This is a genomic window from Mesorhizobium sp. BAC0120 (assembly GCF_033542235.1).
Lineage (GTDB): Bacteria > Pseudomonadota > Alphaproteobacteria > Rhizobiales > Rhizobiaceae > JAWRCU01.
In genome coordinates, this window is record NZ_JAWRCU010000014.1 from 49,011 (window position 1) to 64,533 (window position 15,523).

A 15,523-nucleotide genomic window follows, 5' to 3' on the forward strand; every position below is an offset into this window, starting at 1 on the left:
CATGCAGGCTCCGCCAACTTGTCCCAAGGCTCTGCGCGGCAGCAGACTCCGACAGACAGGGAATCCGGACGGGAATGCCAGATACGAACGCCGTGCTCAGGCACGGACGGCTTCGACCAGTCGACTGACGACCGGCTGCAGCGTCTCCGGCGTGATCGGCTTGGCGACTACGGCATCGATGACGCTGGCATGTCGAAGGTCGTCCGAGCCAACGGTTCGGATCGACAACAGGATCACGCGCGGCACATTGCGACCGGATATTCGCCGCTGGACCGACAGGCTGTCAAAGAGGTGGTCGCAATCGCAATTGTCGGCGCCGCCGTCCAGGATGACGGTTCCCGGTTTAAGTGCCGAGAGGACGCGACCGGCGGTTTCAGGTGATTCCGCGACGGGCCTCAACCCGCACCGCTCGACGATCTTGGAGACGACGACCCGCGTGATCTGTGACGTGCCGACGACTAGCACGGCAGAGAGATTTTCGGTCGCCGCATCTTCCCCTTTGTCAGCAACCATAAATCGAGTGCTGACGGAAACCGGTTCGAGTTTCCATTTCGACATTGCTCGAGAAACCGTTCCTGAAGAACGAAATTGCCTATGATGGGCAGGGATAGTCGCCTGTTTGCGGCCGATGTCAAGCCGAAACGGGCCGCTTGGTGCGGCCCGTCGCAAGGTGGTTTATAAGTTTTTGTGAATGTATGCATGTACGCGCAGGTTGCAGCAGGCTGGCGCATCGGATCGGACCGAAGGACCGCGCCAGCGGAAAGTCAGCGACTGTTTTCGGATAGTCGGATGAGCAAAGAAAGAAATGGAACGGCATGTAGATCCAACTGAACGCACGCCCTTCTAACCCGCCGCGGTCTGCGCCACCACGACCGGGATCAGCAGGTCGCCCCAGTTGCCGCGGCCGCCATGATGACGCGCCGAGCGGACGAGTTCCACCGAGACGCCGGCTTCCACGGCCTTCATGACCGATTGGTTGAGGCGGTGCAGGTCGTTGGCGACCATCCGGATCACCGCTTGCTGTTCCGGGCTCATCGCCGAGGCCTGTTCCTCGGCTCGTTCCTTGACGTGAGTCCTGGGGGGCATGGCATTCTCCTTACTTGGCGTCTGGGTCACGGAGCCAACTCCTCACTCGGCCGCCGGCCGGAATTGGGCATGCTCGGTCGATTCATGCATGGCCGTTGTCGATGACTTGCCGCCGGTGATCGCGATCGACACGGCATCGAAATAGCCGGTGCCGACCTCGCGCTGGTGCTTGGTCGCCGTGTAGCCGTTCGCCTCCGATGCGAATTCCGCCGCTTGCAGCTCGGAATAGGCCGCCATTTGGCGCTCGCGATAGCCGCGGGCGAGCTCGAACATGCCGTGGTTCAGCTGGTGGAAGCCGGCCAACGTGATGAACTGGAACTTGTAGCCCATCGCGCCGAGCTCGCGCTGGAAACGTGCGATCGTCTCGTCGTCGAGGTTTTTCTTCCAATTGAAGGACGGCGAGCAGTTGTAGGCGAGCGGCTTGTCCGGATGGTGCCGTCGCACGCCCTCGGCGAACTTCTTGGCTTGTTGCAGGTCGGGCCTGGAGGTCTCGCACCAGATCAGGTCAGCATAAGGCGCGTAAGCGACTGCGCGCGCGATGCAAGGCTCGAGACCGTTGCGCACCTGATAGAAGCCTTCGAGGGTGCGGTCCGCCTCGTAATCGACAAAGGGCCGGTCGCGCTCGTCTATGTCTGAGGTGAGCAGCTTCGCCGCTTCCGCGTCCGTGCGGGCGACCACAAGGGTGGGCACCCCCATCACGTCGGCGGCAAGCCGTGCTGCGGTCAGGTTCCTGATATGCGCTGCGGTCGGGATCAGCACCTTGCCGCCCAGATGGCCGCACTTTTTTTCAGACGCGAGCTGGTCCTCGTAGTGGACGCCGGCCACGCCCGCCTCGATGAAGGCCTTCATGATCTCGAAGGCGTTGAGCGGCCCGCCGAAGCCGGCCTCCGCATCGGCCACGATTGGTGCGAACCAGGTTTCGACCGAAAGCCCGTTTCCTTCCGAAACTTCGATCTGGTCGGCGCGCTGGAGCGTGCGGTTGATGCGCCGGCAAAGCTCCGGCGCGGCATTGGCCGGATAGAGCGACTGGTCAGGGTACATGGCCGATGCCGTGTTGGAGTCCGCAGCCACCTGCCAGCCGGAGAGGTAGATGGCCTTCAATCCCGCGCGCACCATCTGCATGGCCTGGTTACCGGTCATCGCGCCAAGCGCGTTCACGAACTCCTCGTCATGGATCAGCTTCCACAGCCGATTGGCGCCGGTCTCGGCAAGCGTATGCCGGATCTGCAGCGAGCCGCGCAGCCGCTTTGCGTCTTCCGGCGAATAGGGCCGCTCAATGCCGTCGAAGCGGCCTTCGGGCGCGGAGGGGACAAGGTTGTAAAAATCAGTCATTTGCTCCTCTGGATCGTGCGATCGACTGGGCTGTGATATTCCTGACCGAGCTTGAACAACCGCAAGCTCATGACTTCATTTACATTGGACCTCGGTGTCCGCCAGAGGAATCGCTCCAGTTATTGGGAAATAAGGGTAATTCTGTCTTGTGATTGACGCTCCGCTCCGGTAAAGCTGTAAAAATTGTCAAAATCTGTCCGCGGCACGCGAGCGGCGGGATTTGTAAATCTTTGGACAAGAGCTGGGATGCCCGAACAGAAGATCTTCGCCGGTCCTCGCATTCGCCGCATTCGCAACGGCAAGGGCCTCACCCAAACGGCGATGGCCGAAGGGCTCGGCATCTCGCCGTCCTACCTCAACCTGATCGAGCGCAATCAGCGGCCGCTGACCGTGCAACTCATTCTGAAGCTGGCCGCCGTATACGAAATCGATCCAAAAGAGCTGCAGGGCGAGGCGCAAAGCTCCGTCGCCGCGCTGAAGGAGGTCTTCTCCGATCCTTTGCTCCTGGGTGAACTGCCGGGCGACCAGGAACTGATCGAAGTCGCGGAAGCCGCGCCTAACGCGGCAGCAGCAGTCATCAAGCTCTACCGGGCCTATCGCGAGCAGGCTGGCCGGCTTTCCGATCTCTCCGACCTGCTCGTCCGCGAGGGGCGCGCAACCGCGCTCTCCGGCGCGCGACTGCCGGTCGACGAGGTGCGCGAGACCTTCGAGCGAAGGCCGAACCATTTCGCTTCGCTCGAGGATGAGGCGGAGTCTTTCATCTCGCTGCTCGATCCCGGCGACGACCTGTCCGGCGCGCTGAAGGCCTGGCTGAGGCGGGAGTTCGGCATCACGGTTCGCGTGCTCCCTGCCGCCACCATGCCCAACTGGCGCCGCCGCTACGATCGTCACTCGCAGCGCCTCTTCGTCTCCGAGCGCCTGTCGCCTTTCGACCAGCTGCGCGAGGTCGCCATGGAGGCGTGCCTGATCAGGATGCGGGTCGCGATCGCCGCCGAGATCGAGGCGCTGAAGCTGTCGTCGGACGAGGCTCGCCGGCTCGCCCGTTTCGAGCTCGCCCGCTACGCCGCGCATGCGCTGATGATGCCCTACCAGCCGTTCCTCGCGGCCGCGGTTCGCTCGCGCTACGACATCGATGTGCTGCGCTCGCGCTTCGGCGTTTCTTTCGAGCAGGCGGCCAACCGGCTCACCATGCTCAGCCGGCCGGGCAGCAGCGGCATTCCTTTTTTCATGCTGGAGGTCGACAACGCCGGCAACCGCTTCCGCCGCGCCGGCGCGCAAGGCTTCCCACAGGCCCGCTTCGGCGGCGGCTGCCCGAAGCTGCCGCTGCATGCCGCCTTCTCCCAGCCCGGGCAGATCCTTGTGGAGGCCATCGAGATGCCGGACGGCGCGGAATTCCTGTGTGTTGCACGGACGCTCGAGGGCCCGCAAGGCGCCTTCGCCGAACGGCCGCGGCGCACGGCAATGCTGCTTGCCTGCGACATCTCTTTCATGGACGAGGTCGTCTATCGCGCTGCCTTGCCGGCCGGAATGAGCGCTTCGGGGCAATCGGCGGGGGGCGGCCCGTCGGGCTCCACGCCCGTCGGTCCGGCCTGCCGGGTCTGCGAGCGCGTCGGCTGTCTTGCCCGCGCCGAGCCGCCTCTCACCCGACCGCTCGGCCTCGACGAGATGGCGACGGGGCTGAGCGCCTTCGACTTTCAGTAGTTCAAGCTGCCTTCCGCCTTCTCACCAGCACGCCGTCCTTCGCCTGCAGGAATCGCATCAGCCGTTCTTGAAAATCCTCCACGACAGCCGAACGCACCGAGGGGCGCGCGGCAAGGGCCTTGCGCCATGCCGTCAGTTTCGGTTTGCCGACTAACATTCCGACCTGGCCTAGCCTGTCGAACGCGTCAAAATATCGGAACACCGGCGCAAAGATGACGTCGACGAGGCTGAAGCGCTTGCCGGAGAAGAACGGGCCGTCCGTCAGTTCCTCCTCGATCCTGGCAAACATTGCGTCGATTCCCACGCGCTCCTTCTCGAATACGGCCTCGTCCGTCGCCGAATAGAGGCGACCGATCGCGTTGAGCACCTGCGAGCCGCACTCGATCCAACCGCGGTGGCGGGCGCGTTCGAGCGGTTCGGCGGGATGCAGCGAACAATCCGTGGTCTCCTCCAGATATTCCAGGATGACGGCGGATTCGAAGATGCTGGTCTCGTGGCCCTTGGCATCCCTGACGACCAGCACCGGCACCTTGCCGAGCGGTGATATTTTCCCGAACCAGCTCGGCTTGTCCGAGAGATCGATCCATACCCGCTCGAACGGGACCTGCTTCTCGGCAAGCGCGATCGCGGCCCGCTGCACATAGGGGCAGAGATGATGGCTGATAAGCGTGAGCGAAGGCTGCATGTCACTCTCCCCAGACATAGTTGACGTCGCCGTTCTCGACCCGGCTCGACAGGAACATCAGCTGCGCATCCTTGCGCGCCGGGCCGCCTGTCGCCCTGCCGCTGTCCATATCGTAGCTCGCGCCGTGCCAGGGGCAGACGAACGAGCCGTCCTTGCATTCCAGCGGCCCGCCGAAATGTACGCAGACATTTGCCGCCACCCGAATGCGGCCACCGCTTCTGTAGACGTGAACCTCGCGCCCGAAGAAGGGCAGCACGATGCTGCCGCTCTCCGGCACGTCGCTTTCCGCACAAAGCCGATGTCGCATGGGAATCTCCTATCAATGCATTCGCATAAAAATTAGATGCACTTGCATGCATTGTCAAGATTGATGCACTTGCATGAAAATGGTAGAGGCAAAAGCATGACGGAAGACAGAAAACTCGAAGAACTCGAGATCATCGCGTGGGCGCGGCTCCTGAAAGTCTCGACCAGGCTCCTCGATGTGGTCGAGCGCGAACTGAAGGCGGCCGGCCTGCCGCAGCTTGCCTGGTATGACGCACTGCTCGAATTGCATCGGGCCGGGGAGGCGGGCCTGCGTCCGGCCGACCTTCAGAAGGAGATGCTCCTGCCGCAGTACAATGTTTCGCGCCTGATCGACCGCCTGGAAGGGGCGGGCTATGCCGTGCGCATCCCGCATCCGGAGGATGGTCGGGGACAGGTGCTGCAGATCACGGAGGCCGGCAGGGTGCTGATCAGGCGTATGTGGCGTGTCTATCGCAGGACGGTCGCCGAAAACTTCGCCTCGAAGCTTGGCAAGGGCGATGCCGGCAGGCTGGCAGAGCTGCTGAAGCCGTTGCTCTAACCCACATCCAGAACGACGTTGCCGACGACCTTGCCGGCCTCGACAGCTTCATGCGCGGCGGCGATGTCGCGCAACGGGAAGCGCGCGCCGATGCTGTGCTTCAAGCTGCCGTCCCTGAGCATGACGGTGAGCTCTTCGATCGCGGCGCGGCGATCCTCCGGCTTGAGTTCGTAGATCAGGAACAGCTTGAGCGCATAGCTGTTCCACAGCATAGCCTGGAACGAGAGCGGGATGTCGCCGGCGACGTTCGACCCGTAGCACACGATGGTGCCATGCGCCCTGACGACGTTCTCGGCTATCAGATGCGCGGATGTCGAGAAGTCCATATCGACGATGCCGTCCACCCCTTCGTCGCGCGTCAGCTCTTTTACGACCTTGGCGACATCCTTCTTCTTGTAATCGATGACGAAGTCGGCGCCGCCGTTGCGTGCATGGTCGGCCTTCTCGGCCGACGCCGTGCCGATCACGCGGGCGCCGCGCAGCTTGGCGATCTGTGTCACATAGTGGCCGACTGCCGAGCCGGCGCCCGTGACAAGCAGCGTCTTGCCGGCGATAGGACCGTGCAGACGCACCGCTTGCAGCGCGGTCAGCGCCGGGATGCCGAGGCATGCCCCGGAGGGGGAATCCACGCGACCCGGCAGCGTCACCGCCTGGTCTGCCGCCAGGCAGATGAATTCCGCGGCCGTTCCGAAAGGCCGCTTCCACTGCGCGTTCCAGAGCCAGACCCGCTCGCCGATCCGCCCGTGCTCGACGCCCTGGCCGACGGACTCGATTATGCCCGCGCCGTCGCTGTGCGGAATGATCCGCGGCCAGTTCAGCGGGCGCCCGCGTCGGCTCTTCACATCCGAGGGATTCACGCCGGATGTCGTCACCTTGACCCGCACTTCTCCCGGGCCGGGCTCGGGCGCGTCCATCTCGCCTACCATCAGCACCGCGCGCGCCTTGCCGTTGCGTTCATACCAGGCTGCCTTCATAGTCGAGCCTCCTCGATCTTCTTTTTTATGCAGCGGCGGAACGGAGCCGGCGCTGCCCGCCGGTCTGGTGCCGCTTCCGAAGCTATTGAATCCTAAATAAGTTTATCGATCGCAAGTATTCCAAGTTAACGGGTGGTTGACGGTCGGATACCAACTTCGTGTCACGCTTCGCCGATCGGCCTCTCGCCGGCAAAAAGCGCGGCATGCGCGGTGACGAGCGCGACGATCCGGTCGATCACGGCCCGCACGTCGGGGCGATGGCGATCGTCATTATGCATGACCAGCCACTGGTCTTCGCGAAGCTCGGGGATCTCGTCGCCGGCGCGCTCCAGCAGCGGATCCCGGTCGCCGGCAAAGCAGGGCAGCACGCTCTTTCCGACTCCCGAGCGGATCAGGTCGTAAAGCGTGCGCGGCGTGTTCGCCCAGGCGCTGATCGTCACGTCCGAACGCGAATTCACCCATCGCGCCGATCTGGTTATAGCGTCCTGCGGCGCGATGGCCACCCAGTCGTCCCGTCCTGCCATGGCCTGGTTGCGCGCCCGAAATGGCGCGTAGGCGACCGGCACGGTACGGCGCGAGGCGAGGTTGGCACCTTCGGCCGGCCCGTTGCGGATGCCGATCTCGACCTCGCGGTGGCCGATGTCGAGCCGAGCCTCGGTCGTCTTGAACGCGATCCGGAAGGGATCGTCAGGCGTCCACAGGCGCGAGAAGTTTTCTGCGAAGAAATTTGCCGTCCATGTGCCGGCCGAAATGCGAACCGCCGAACGCTGTCCGCCTGTCGCCAGCCAGTCCTCGATCGGGCGCGCGCCGGCCTCCATGACAAGTACCTTGCCAAGCAGTGTGCGGCCGTCGTCGGTGAGATCGTAGCCGCTCTGGCGCCTGACGAAGAGAGGCCGGGCAACCGCGCGCTCGAGCGCGACCATGCGCCTCCCGATCGTGGCCGGGCTGAGCCCGAGCTCCGCGGCCGCGGCAGATAGGCCTCCGCCCCGGGCCACATGGATGAAGAGCTTCAAGTCCTCCCAGTCCGCGTTTTTCATTTTTGAACGATATGGCGCGTTTTTGATCGGTTCAAGGGCTGAAAGTTGCTTGCTATCTTTGCGAAATCGAAAACACGGGAGGTGCTGCCATGATGGACCACCTGATGGTTTGGGCGCTTGTGCACAGCGAAATCGCGCGACGCAGGCCCAAACTGCCGGCTTGCGACGACGAATTTTACCGCGGCGGCTTCTATGGCGGGGAGGGTGCCTGGCTCTGGCCGGGCATGAGGCGGTATCGCTGAAACCGAGCAGGAGAGCGAACAGTGAGTAGCGAATAGCGAATAGGGCCCCCTACTCGCTACTCGCTATTTGCTTCCATGTGCCATAACGGGATTGCGGGGCTGGATCACGCCAGGAAAGGCGGCATTGATTAGTCGAGACTGAAAGAGTCGCCGGCACCCGGCGGCGATCGGGACGTGACGGCCACCGGATTATGAGTGAGACGACCGCCAGACAGGAAGTGTCGCCAGCGGCCGCTGCATCTTCCGAGCGCTCCGATAAGATCGGCATCGTGCTCGTCTGCCTTTCCGCGATAATCTGGAGCTTCGGCGGGACCATCGCGCGCTTCATCGAGGCGCCCGACAGCTGGACTGTCGTGTTCTGGCGCTCCGTCTGGGCGGCGGCCTTCCTCATCGCCTTCATGGCGTGGCGCAATGGCTGGCGCGGGATGGTGGGGCTCTTCACCGGCATGGGCATTCCAGGGATCCTGGTTTCGCTGGGCTTCGCCACTGCGTCGACGTCATTCATCGTCGCACTGGCCTATACGACGGTCGCCAACATCCTTTTGATGCAGGCCGGTGTGCCGCTGATTGCAGCGCTGATCGCCTGGGTGGTGTTTCGCGAGTCCGTCGGGCCGGCGACCTGGGCGGCGATAGCGGCCGTCATCTGCGGCGTCGCGATCATGGTGTCGGAATCCTTCCAAGGCGACGTGTCGCCGATCGGCGACGGCCTAGCACTGCTGATTGCGGTCGCCATCGCCACCGCGACGGTGATCACCCGCCGCTACTCTCACGTCCGCATGACACCGGCGACCTGCCTCGGCACAATCATCGCCGCTCTCTTCGCTCTCTCTCAGGCGGGGACGCTCTGGGTTTCAGCGCCCGATACGGGTTTCCTGTTCGTCTTCGGCGCGGTCAATCTCGGGCTGGGGCTCGCATGCTTTGCCTCCGGCGCGCGGCTGATACCGGCCGCACTTGCCGCGCTGCTCGGCACGCTGGAGCCGGTGCTCGGGCCTATCTGGGTTTGGCTGGTCCATGACGAGATTCCTTCGGGCCGCACGATCCTGGGCGGCACGGTAGTGTTTGTCGCCCTGATCGTTCACCTTGCGCTGGAGTTCCGCCGCCAGCAGCGGCCCGCGCGGCCGGGGACCACCGGCATTCCCACTCCGAACTAGACTGTTGCGGGACATTGTTTCCGATTGGCGTCAGCCCCCGCGATCACGCCCTTCAGCGCGCAATGCCGCACTGCGGAATTCGAGCTTGTCGCTTCAAAAAAAGGCCAATAGGCTGGCGTCAAACCCGGCCGCGAAGGACCGCTGCGCGAAGGACCGCTGTGCGAGTCGGGACGTGCAACAAACAGAGGAGAACTCCATGATTCGTAAGGCGCTTTTGCTCTCGGCCGCGCCGCTGCTGGCTGCGACTGTCGCCTTTTCCGCCCATGCCCAGGAAAAGGTCGTCAACGTCTACAACTGGTCGGATTATATCGACCCCTCGATCATCGAGGACTTCACCAAGGAGACCGGCATCAAGGTCACCTATGACGTCTACGACTCTAATGAAATCCTCGAAACGAAGCTTCTGGCAGGCGGCAGCGGTTATGATGTGGTCGTGCCGACGGCGAGCCCCTTCATGGCCCGGCAGATCGAGGCAGGCGTCTACCAGAAGCTCGACAAGTCGAAGCTTCCCAACCTTTCCAACATGTGGGACGTCATTACCGAGCGGACCGCCAAGTACGACCCGGGCAACGAATACTCCGTCAATTACATGTGGGGCACGGTCGGCCTCGGCTACAACACCAAGAAGGTGTCCGACGCGCTCGGCGTCGAAGTGATCGACAGCTGGGATGTCTTCTTCGATCCCGAGAAGCTGAAGAAGCTCGCCGACTGCGGCGTCTACGTGCTGGATTCGCCGACCGACATCCTGCCGATCACGCTGAAGTATCTTGGGCTCGATCCCGAGAGCAAGTCGCCGGACGATCTCGCCAAGGCCGAAGAGGCGCTGATGAAGGTGCGGCCCTACATCCGCAAATTCCATTCGTCGGAATACATCAACGCACTGGCCAACGGCGACATCTGCCTCGCGATAGGCTGGTCCGGCGACGTATTCCAGGCACGTGACCGTGCCGCCGAAGCCGATCAGGGCGTGACCATAGATTTCGCGATCCCGAAAGAGGGCGCGGAAATGTGGTTCGACCAGATGGCGATCCCGGCCGATGCCAAGCATGTCGACGAGGCGCATGCTTTCATCAACTATATGATGAAGCCCGAAGTGGCGGCCAAGGCGACCAACTACGTCTTCTACTCCAACGGCAACAAGGCCTCGCAGCAGTTCATCGACAAGGAGATCCTCGACGACCCGGCCATCTATCCGGACGAGGCGACGCTCCAGAAGCTGTTCACCGTGTCCCCCTTGGACCCGAAGACGCAGCGCCTCGTCACGCGGACCTGGACGAAGATCGTCACCGGCCAGTGATCCAGGGCCTGGGCGATTATTCGCCCGGGCTTCGTCCTTTGGGGAAAGGCGGCGAGGGACATGCAATCGCTTGGCAGCATCCGCAGGAGCTTCGCGCCGTGGACCGATTCGGCGGCGAAGCCTTACATCTCCTTCGATAAAGTCACGAAGAAGTTCGGTGACTTCACTGCCGTCAACGACCTCTCGCTCGGGATCTATGAGCGCGAGTTCTTTGCCCTCCTCGGTGCGTCGGGCTGCGGCAAGTCCACCCTTCTCAGGATGCTCGCCGGCTTCGACGAGCCGACTGCCGGCCGCATTCTGCTCGACGGACAGGACCTGAAGGGCATCCCGCCCTACAGGCGGCCGGTCAACATGATGTTCCAGTCCTACGCACTGTTTCCGCATATGACCGTGGAAGCCAATATCGCCTTCGGCCTGAAGCAGGAAGGCATGCCGAAGCCTGACATCGAGAAGCGCGTCAAGGAGATGCTGGAGCTCGTGAAGCTCGAGCCTTTCGCCAAGCGCAAGCCGCATCAGCTTTCGGGTGGCCAGCGCCAGCGTGTTGCGCTGGCGCGTTCCGTCGCCAAGCGCCCCAAGGTGCTGCTCCTCGACGAGCCGCTCGGCGCGCTCGACAAGAAGCTGCGCGAGCAGACGCAGTTCGAGCTCATGGACCTGCAGCAGGAACTCGGCCTGACCTTCATCATCGTCACTCACGACCAGGAAGAGGCGATGACCATGGCCGACCGCATCGCCATCATGGACAAGGGCATGGTGATGCAGGTGGCGACGCCCGCCGAGATCTACGAGGCGCCGGCTTCGCGTTTCATCGCCGATTTCGTCGGCTCCGTGAACATGTTCGAAGGCAAGCTCATGGCGCGCGAGAACGGCAGCGCCACGATCGACGGCGGCAACGGCTTCACCATTCGCGCAGACAATGTCGGCGAGGCCAGGAACGGCAACACGGTCTGGTTCGCGGTGCGGCCGGAGAAGATCAAGGTCTCGTCCAAGCGGCCGCAGGATGCCACGGCCAACGCCGTCGAAGGCGAGATCTGGGACATCGCCTATCTTGGCGACATGACCCTCTATCACGTGCGGCTGGACGACGGGCGCATGGTCCGCACCAGCGTCGTCAACAGCCAGCGCGTCACCGAGGACCCGCTGACCTGGCACGATCGGGCGTGGATATCGTTCCGGTCGGATGCCGGCGTGGTCCTGACGAGATAGGGCTGTTTCATGTCGGGTGCGGCCATCGCGGAAACCAAAGCAGCGGCGGGGCAGGGCGAGAAACCACTCGCCGCGAGGGCGCTCTCAGCCGTCGTTGGGCGATTGGTGATCATCGTTCCCTATCTCTGGCTGCTGGTCTTCTTCCTCGTTCCCTTCATCATCGTCTTCAAGATATCGCTGTCCCAGACGGCGATCTCGATGCCGCCCTACTCGCCGGTGTTCGACCTGACCGGAGGCTGGCAGGCGCTGAAGGACAGCTTCAGCGAACTGTCTTTCGACAACTATGTCTGGCTGACCCAGGACGCTCTCTATTTCAAAGCCTATGTGTCGAGCCTCGTCATCGCTGCGATCTCGACCGTGCTCACTCTCATCGTCGGCTATCCCATTGCCTATGGCATGGCGCGCGCGCCCACCGCGGTCAGGCCCGTCCTGCTGATGCTGGTTATCCTGCCGTTCTGGACGAGCTTCCTGATCCGCGTCTATGCCTGGATCGGAATCCTGAAGCCGGAGGGCCTGCTCAACCAGTTCCTGATGGCGCTGCACATTATCGACCAGCCCCTCATCATCATGAACACCTACTCGGCGATCTTCATCGGCATCGTCTATTCCTACCTGCCGTTCATGGTGCTGCCGCTCTATTCGACGCTGGAGAAGATGGATTATTCGCTGATCGAGGCCGCCCAGGACCTCGGCTGCGCGCCGGCCTCTGCCTTCTGGAAGATCACCTTCCCGCTCTCGCTGCCGGGCGTGGTCGCCGGCTGCCTGCTCGTGTTCATCCCGGTGGTCGGCGAATTCGTCATTCCGGATCTGCTTGGCGGCTCCCAGACGCTGATGATCGGCCGGACACTGTGGAACGAGTTCTTCGCCAATCGTGACTGGCCGGTCTCCTCGGCAGTCGCCGTCATCCTGCTGCTCGTGCTCACCGTACCGATCATCATCTATCAGCAGGCACAGGCGAAAGCGCAGGAGGGCTGAGGCAAGTAGCCATGATGGGAAAGTGGAGCCGCTTCAATATCGTCTCCGTCACGCTCGGCTTCGCGTTCCTCTATTTGCCGATCGTGATCCTCGTCGTCTTTTCCTTCAACGCGTCGAAGCTGGTGACGGTGTGGGGCGGCTTCTCCACCCGATGGTACGTCTCCATGTTCTCCAACAAGGGCCTCATGGACGCTGCGTGGGTGACGGCAAGAATCGGCCTGATCTCGGCGACTTTCGCCACCATTCTCGGCACGATGGCCGCCATAACGCTCACCCGCTACACGCGCTTCCGCGGGCGGGTGCTGTTCTCAGGCATGGTCTTCGCGCCGCTGGTCATGCCCGAAGTGATCACTGGCCTGTCGCTCCTCCTGCTCTTCGTGGCCATGGGCCTCGACCGCGGCTTCCTCACTGTGACGCTTGCCCACATCACCTTCACCATGTGCTTCGTCGCGGTGGTGGTGCAGTCGCGCCTGCTCAGCTTCGACCGCTCGCTCGAAGAGGCGGCCATGGATCTTGGCGCGACGCCTTTGCGGACCTTCTTCCAGGTCACGCTGCCAGTCATCCTGCCCGCCGTGGTGTCCGGCTGGATGCTGGCCTTCACCCTCTCGCTCGACGATCTGGTGATCGCAAGCTTCACCTCCGGCCCCGGTGCCACGACGCTGCCCATGAAAATCTACAGCCAGGTCCGCCTCGGCGTGACGCCGGAGATCAACGCCGTCTCCACCCTCCTCGTCGCCATTGTGGCGATCGGCGTCATCATCGCCTCGATCGCCAACAAGCGGCGCGAGGCGCAGCGCATCAGAGACGAGCAGGCGGCGCTGAGAGGCGCGTGAGGCGTCAGCATGATCCCGAAAAGTTGCAGACTTTTCGGATAAGATCATGCTGCAAAACAGGCTAGTCGTTCTGCCCTATCCGCGGCCGGTCGAAATAGGTGTCGCTGAAAATCGGCGAGACGAAGGGCGCGGCCCATGAGCCGCCGACGAAGAACGACGCCTCGGCCGCATTGGGATCGTCGGCCGCCGCCTTCACGGGAATGAGCGCACCGGAGAGCGCGATCCCGCCGACCGAGTAAGGCACTACGCCGGTCAAGGTGAGCCGGCGCGGGCCAAGCGTCGCTTCGGCTTTCTCGAGCCTCGCCGTCCCGTCGGCGAGCGTTGCCCTGACCTCGGCACGGTCGACATTGAGCGTACTCGGGGCAACATCTGCGAGCGGGAAGAACCCGCCCTGCTTGAAGCGGTTGATGAAGTCGCCGATATCGAAGCCATTCACCGTGCCCGGCCCGAAGGTCATCGAGAACGAGCCGGCTGCCGTTTGCAGGAATCTGTTCCAATCGGGGGCGGGGCCTTTGAGCATGAGCGACACCGTTGCCTTTCCTGACGGCGTGGTGCGCAGCGACTTGGCGAGCGTGGCCGCAGCCGCGGTGTCGACATCGCTGGCGAGCAGCCTGACATCCAGGTTGCCGTTGTCGCCCTTGCGGTCGTAGCGCAAGCCGGCCTGCACCGTGCCGCCGAATATGGTGGAGTCGGAGATGTCGAAAGCAGCGAGGTCGCCCCTGACCTGCGCCGTTGCGGCGAAACCCGTGAAGACCAGGTCGCCTGCAGTAGCCCTATTCGCCGAGAGGCGCAGGTCGAGATTGTATTTCTCGGCGAACGCGACGTCGATCGTCGAGGGGCTGCCGTCGCTGCCGGGCACGAAAGGCGTGAAAGCCGACAGGAAGGCACGCAGGTCGAACTGATCGAAAGCGAGCGTGCCGACGAAGCCGGGCACCGCGTCAGCCAGCGACAGTTCGAGCACGCCGGAGGCCGGATTACCGTCGAGCGTGATCTGGGCGTCTTCGAGCCTAAGGCGCCTGCGGTCGCCGGTGATCTTGCCCGACAGGGCGACAGGCCCCGAAGCCGCCCCCGGCGGCAGGTCGTTGCGAGACCATTCGAGCATGCGCCTCAGCGATGGCGAGTTGAAGGCCACCTGGCCGTTGAAGAAGGAGTTCTGTGAAAGATTGGCGACCCCGTCGAAGTGTCCCGCGGCCGGGGCCGCCTTGACATTGACGGAGACGGGCGCCGAGCCGCCCGCAAAAAGGATGAGCGGCTGCGCGGACGCAGCCTCGACCGAGAAATTCTCGCCCCGCCAGACGCCGTTCGCCCTCAGCCTGGCCTTGCTGTTGAGAGCGCTCCATTCGACTGCGCCGGCAAGACCGGTGATCAACGCGGCGTTGTTGCCGCCGTTGCGGTCCATCACCTGACCGTCGCTGAACTCCACCGTGCCGAAAGATTCGTCGGACAGGGCTGAAAGGTTCGGGTTCGTCGGATTCTTGGCGAGCACTTCGCGCGCCTTTTCGATCGCGTGCCAGATGCGGCCGATCTTCGGCGCGGTGGGCGCGTAGCGGTTTGGCGCGACCTGGGTCACATAGAGCACCGGCCTGACGAGGCTGGCCCTGGAGAAAACGATGTTGCCGCGCAGAGCCGCGATCGGCGACAACTCAAGCTCGACGGTTTCGGCATCGAGCACGGGCCGGCGGCTCGAGTCCTCCCAGTCGGACAGGCTTACGTCGTTGAGAACCGCCTTGAAACTTGGCCAGATCTGGATGTCAGGGGCGGCGCCAAGCTCGACGCGATAGCCGCTCCAGGCGCTCATCTCCAGCGCGATACGATCCTGGACGATGCGCGTGGAAGCGATGAGGGGCAGCACTGCAACGATCATCGCAGCAACAATCGCGGCCGCGATCAGGCCCCATATGCTTTTTCTGATCATCGATGCCGGCATGATGCTCCGAGCGCTGCGCTGAACGGTATGGCGCCGCGGCCAAGCCCTGCCTTGTGCGATTTAGACCGTTCACGAATCATTTCAACTCATTTCAAGCTATTATGGCCGGTCAATGGCGTTTTTTGGATGTACTCGCAATTTTCAGGCGATAGTGTCTTTTGCTGCCGTGCGATAACAGTAGCTCCCCCAATGACTAAGCAGGCATCGCGGATGTCCCACGATGGCTCGCTTGGATT

At 63.1% G+C, this 15,523-nt stretch carries 16 protein-coding genes; 8 read left to right on the top strand and 8 right to left on the bottom strand.

All coding sequences use genetic code 11. The features are described from left to right. Positions 1–96: 96 nt before the first annotated feature. From SAZ10_RS25510 to aceA, 3 genes are all read right to left on the bottom strand, one after another. A complete protein-coding gene (locus SAZ10_RS25510) occupies positions 97–513 on the bottom strand; it encodes a response regulator (RefSeq protein WP_318612217.1) in 417 nt (138 codons plus the stop codon). A 330-nt stretch (positions 514–843) separates the two neighbouring features. Continuing rightward, positions 844–1,086 carry a hypothetical protein gene (locus SAZ10_RS25515; protein WP_318612218.1) on the bottom strand — a complete coding sequence of 81 codons (243 nt, stop codon included), beginning with the start codon at positions 1,084–1,086 and terminating at the stop codon, positions 844–846. Between the two features lie 42 nt (positions 1,087–1,128). Then, complete coding sequence (gene aceA, locus SAZ10_RS25520; protein ID WP_318612219.1) at positions 1,129–2,418, bottom strand: isocitrate lyase; 1,290 nt, start codon at positions 2,416–2,418, stop codon at positions 1,129–1,131. Positions 2,419–2,664: 246 nt separating this feature from the next. Here aceA and SAZ10_RS25525 point away from each other — a divergent pair, with 246 nt between their 5' ends. Continuing rightward, positions 2,665–4,119 carry an XRE family transcriptional regulator gene (locus SAZ10_RS25525; RefSeq protein ID WP_318612220.1) on the top strand — a complete coding sequence of 485 codons (1,455 nt, stop codon included), beginning with the start codon at positions 2,665–2,667 and terminating at the stop codon, positions 4,117–4,119. A gap of 1 nt (position 4,120) precedes the next feature. Here the strand turns inward: SAZ10_RS25525 and SAZ10_RS25530 are convergent, their stop codons facing one another. Continuing rightward, positions 4,121–4,804 (bottom strand): glutathione S-transferase family protein, encoded by a 684-nt coding sequence (locus SAZ10_RS25530; protein WP_318612221.1) that lies wholly within the window; start codon positions 4,802–4,804, stop codon positions 4,121–4,123. A 1-nt stretch (position 4,805) separates the two neighbouring features. After that, positions 4,806–5,111, bottom strand: a complete 306-nt coding sequence (locus SAZ10_RS25535; RefSeq protein ID WP_318612222.1) for a Rieske (2Fe-2S) protein — start codon at positions 5,109–5,111, stop codon at positions 4,806–4,808. Positions 5,112–5,207: 96 nt separating this feature from the next. On the opposite strand from SAZ10_RS25535, the gene SAZ10_RS25540 reads away from it, so the two are divergent. Continuing rightward, a complete protein-coding gene (locus SAZ10_RS25540; RefSeq protein WP_318612223.1) occupies positions 5,208–5,648 on the top strand; it encodes a MarR family winged helix-turn-helix transcriptional regulator in 441 nt (146 codons plus the stop codon). On the opposite strand, the gene SAZ10_RS25545 is transcribed toward SAZ10_RS25540, so the two are convergent. Then, positions 5,645–6,622 carry an NADPH:quinone reductase gene (locus SAZ10_RS25545; protein WP_318612224.1) on the bottom strand — a complete coding sequence of 326 codons (978 nt, stop codon included), beginning with the start codon at positions 6,620–6,622 and terminating at the stop codon, positions 5,645–5,647. The two genes, SAZ10_RS25540 and SAZ10_RS25545, sit on opposite strands and share 4 nt — an antisense overlap. A gap of 161 nt (positions 6,623–6,783) precedes the next feature. Continuing rightward, on the bottom strand, positions 6,784–7,659 hold the full coding sequence (locus tag SAZ10_RS25550; RefSeq protein ID WP_318612225.1) for a LysR family transcriptional regulator: 876 nt from the start codon (positions 7,657–7,659) through the stop codon (positions 6,784–6,786). A gap of 89 nt (positions 7,660–7,748) precedes the next feature. Between SAZ10_RS25550 and SAZ10_RS25555 the strand changes: the two genes are divergently transcribed. From SAZ10_RS25555 to SAZ10_RS25580, 6 genes are all read left to right on the top strand, one after another. Further along, positions 7,749–7,901 (top strand): hypothetical protein, encoded by a 153-nt coding sequence (locus SAZ10_RS25555; protein WP_318612226.1) that lies wholly within the window; start codon positions 7,749–7,751, stop codon positions 7,899–7,901. A gap of 191 nt (positions 7,902–8,092) precedes the next feature. Further along, complete coding sequence (locus SAZ10_RS25560) at positions 8,093–9,052, top strand: DMT family transporter (RefSeq protein ID WP_318612227.1); 960 nt, start codon at positions 8,093–8,095, stop codon at positions 9,050–9,052. Positions 9,053–9,248: 196 nt separating this feature from the next. Continuing rightward, the gene (locus SAZ10_RS25565; RefSeq protein ID WP_318612228.1) at positions 9,249–10,349 is read left to right on the top strand and encodes a polyamine ABC transporter substrate-binding protein; all 1,101 of its coding nucleotides are present in this window, start codon (positions 9,249–9,251) and stop codon (positions 10,347–10,349) included. Positions 10,350–10,409: 60 nt separating this feature from the next. Continuing rightward, positions 10,410–11,552 (top strand): ABC transporter ATP-binding protein, encoded by a 1,143-nt coding sequence (locus SAZ10_RS25570; protein ID WP_318612229.1) that lies wholly within the window; start codon positions 10,410–10,412, stop codon positions 11,550–11,552. A 9-nt stretch (positions 11,553–11,561) separates the two neighbouring features. Next, entirely contained in the window at positions 11,562–12,527 is a 966-nt protein-coding gene (locus tag SAZ10_RS25575; protein WP_318612230.1) for an ABC transporter permease subunit, read from the top strand. Between the two features lie 11 nt (positions 12,528–12,538). Further along, a complete protein-coding gene (locus tag SAZ10_RS25580; RefSeq protein ID WP_318612232.1) occupies positions 12,539–13,360 on the top strand; it encodes an ABC transporter permease in 822 nt (273 codons plus the stop codon). Positions 13,361–13,421: 61 nt separating this feature from the next. Here the strand turns inward: SAZ10_RS25580 and SAZ10_RS25585 are convergent, their stop codons facing one another. Next, positions 13,422–15,275, bottom strand: coding sequence for an AsmA-like C-terminal region-containing protein (locus tag SAZ10_RS25585; protein ID WP_318612233.1), 1,854 nt, complete (start codon positions 15,273–15,275; stop codon positions 13,422–13,424). Positions 15,276–15,523 lie beyond the last annotated feature (248 nt).

What these genes read in the sequence shown, in the direction of transcription:
- SAZ10_RS25510 (WP_318612217.1), bottom strand. Translation starts at nt 513, where the DNA reads ATGGTTGCTGACAAAGGGGAAGATGCGGCGACCGAAAATCTCTCTGCC.
- SAZ10_RS25515 (WP_318612218.1), bottom strand. Translation starts at nt 1,086, where the DNA reads ATGCCCCCCAGGACTCACGTCAAGGAACGAGCCGAGGAACAGGCCTCG.
- aceA (WP_318612219.1), bottom strand. Translation starts at nt 2,418, where the DNA reads ATGACTGATTTTTACAACCTTGTCCCCTCCGCGCCCGAAGGCCGCTTC.
- SAZ10_RS25525 (WP_318612220.1), top strand. Translation starts at nt 2,665, where the DNA reads ATGCCCGAACAGAAGATCTTCGCCGGTCCTCGCATTCGCCGCATTCGC.
- SAZ10_RS25530 (WP_318612221.1), bottom strand. Translation starts at nt 4,804, where the DNA reads ATGCAGCCTTCGCTCACGCTTATCAGCCATCATCTCTGCCCCTATGTG.
- SAZ10_RS25535 (WP_318612222.1), bottom strand. Translation starts at nt 5,111, where the DNA reads ATGCGACATCGGCTTTGTGCGGAAAGCGACGTGCCGGAGAGCGGCAGC.
- SAZ10_RS25540 (WP_318612223.1), top strand. Translation starts at nt 5,208, where the DNA reads ATGACGGAAGACAGAAAACTCGAAGAACTCGAGATCATCGCGTGGGCG.
- SAZ10_RS25545 (WP_318612224.1), bottom strand. Translation starts at nt 6,622, where the DNA reads ATGAAGGCAGCCTGGTATGAACGCAACGGCAAGGCGCGCGCGGTGCTG.
- SAZ10_RS25550 (WP_318612225.1), bottom strand. Translation starts at nt 7,659, where the DNA reads ATGAAAAACGCGGACTGGGAGGACTTGAAGCTCTTCATCCATGTGGCC.
- SAZ10_RS25555 (WP_318612226.1), top strand. Translation starts at nt 7,749, where the DNA reads ATGATGGACCACCTGATGGTTTGGGCGCTTGTGCACAGCGAAATCGCG.
- SAZ10_RS25560 (WP_318612227.1), top strand. Translation starts at nt 8,093, where the DNA reads ATGAGTGAGACGACCGCCAGACAGGAAGTGTCGCCAGCGGCCGCTGCA.
- SAZ10_RS25565 (WP_318612228.1), top strand. Translation starts at nt 9,249, where the DNA reads ATGATTCGTAAGGCGCTTTTGCTCTCGGCCGCGCCGCTGCTGGCTGCG.
- SAZ10_RS25570 (WP_318612229.1), top strand. Translation starts at nt 10,410, where the DNA reads ATGCAATCGCTTGGCAGCATCCGCAGGAGCTTCGCGCCGTGGACCGAT.
- SAZ10_RS25575 (WP_318612230.1), top strand. Translation starts at nt 11,562, where the DNA reads ATGTCGGGTGCGGCCATCGCGGAAACCAAAGCAGCGGCGGGGCAGGGC.
- SAZ10_RS25580 (WP_318612232.1), top strand. Translation starts at nt 12,539, where the DNA reads ATGATGGGAAAGTGGAGCCGCTTCAATATCGTCTCCGTCACGCTCGGC.
- SAZ10_RS25585 (WP_318612233.1), bottom strand. Translation starts at nt 15,275, where the DNA reads ATGATCAGAAAAAGCATATGGGGCCTGATCGCGGCCGCGATTGTTGCT.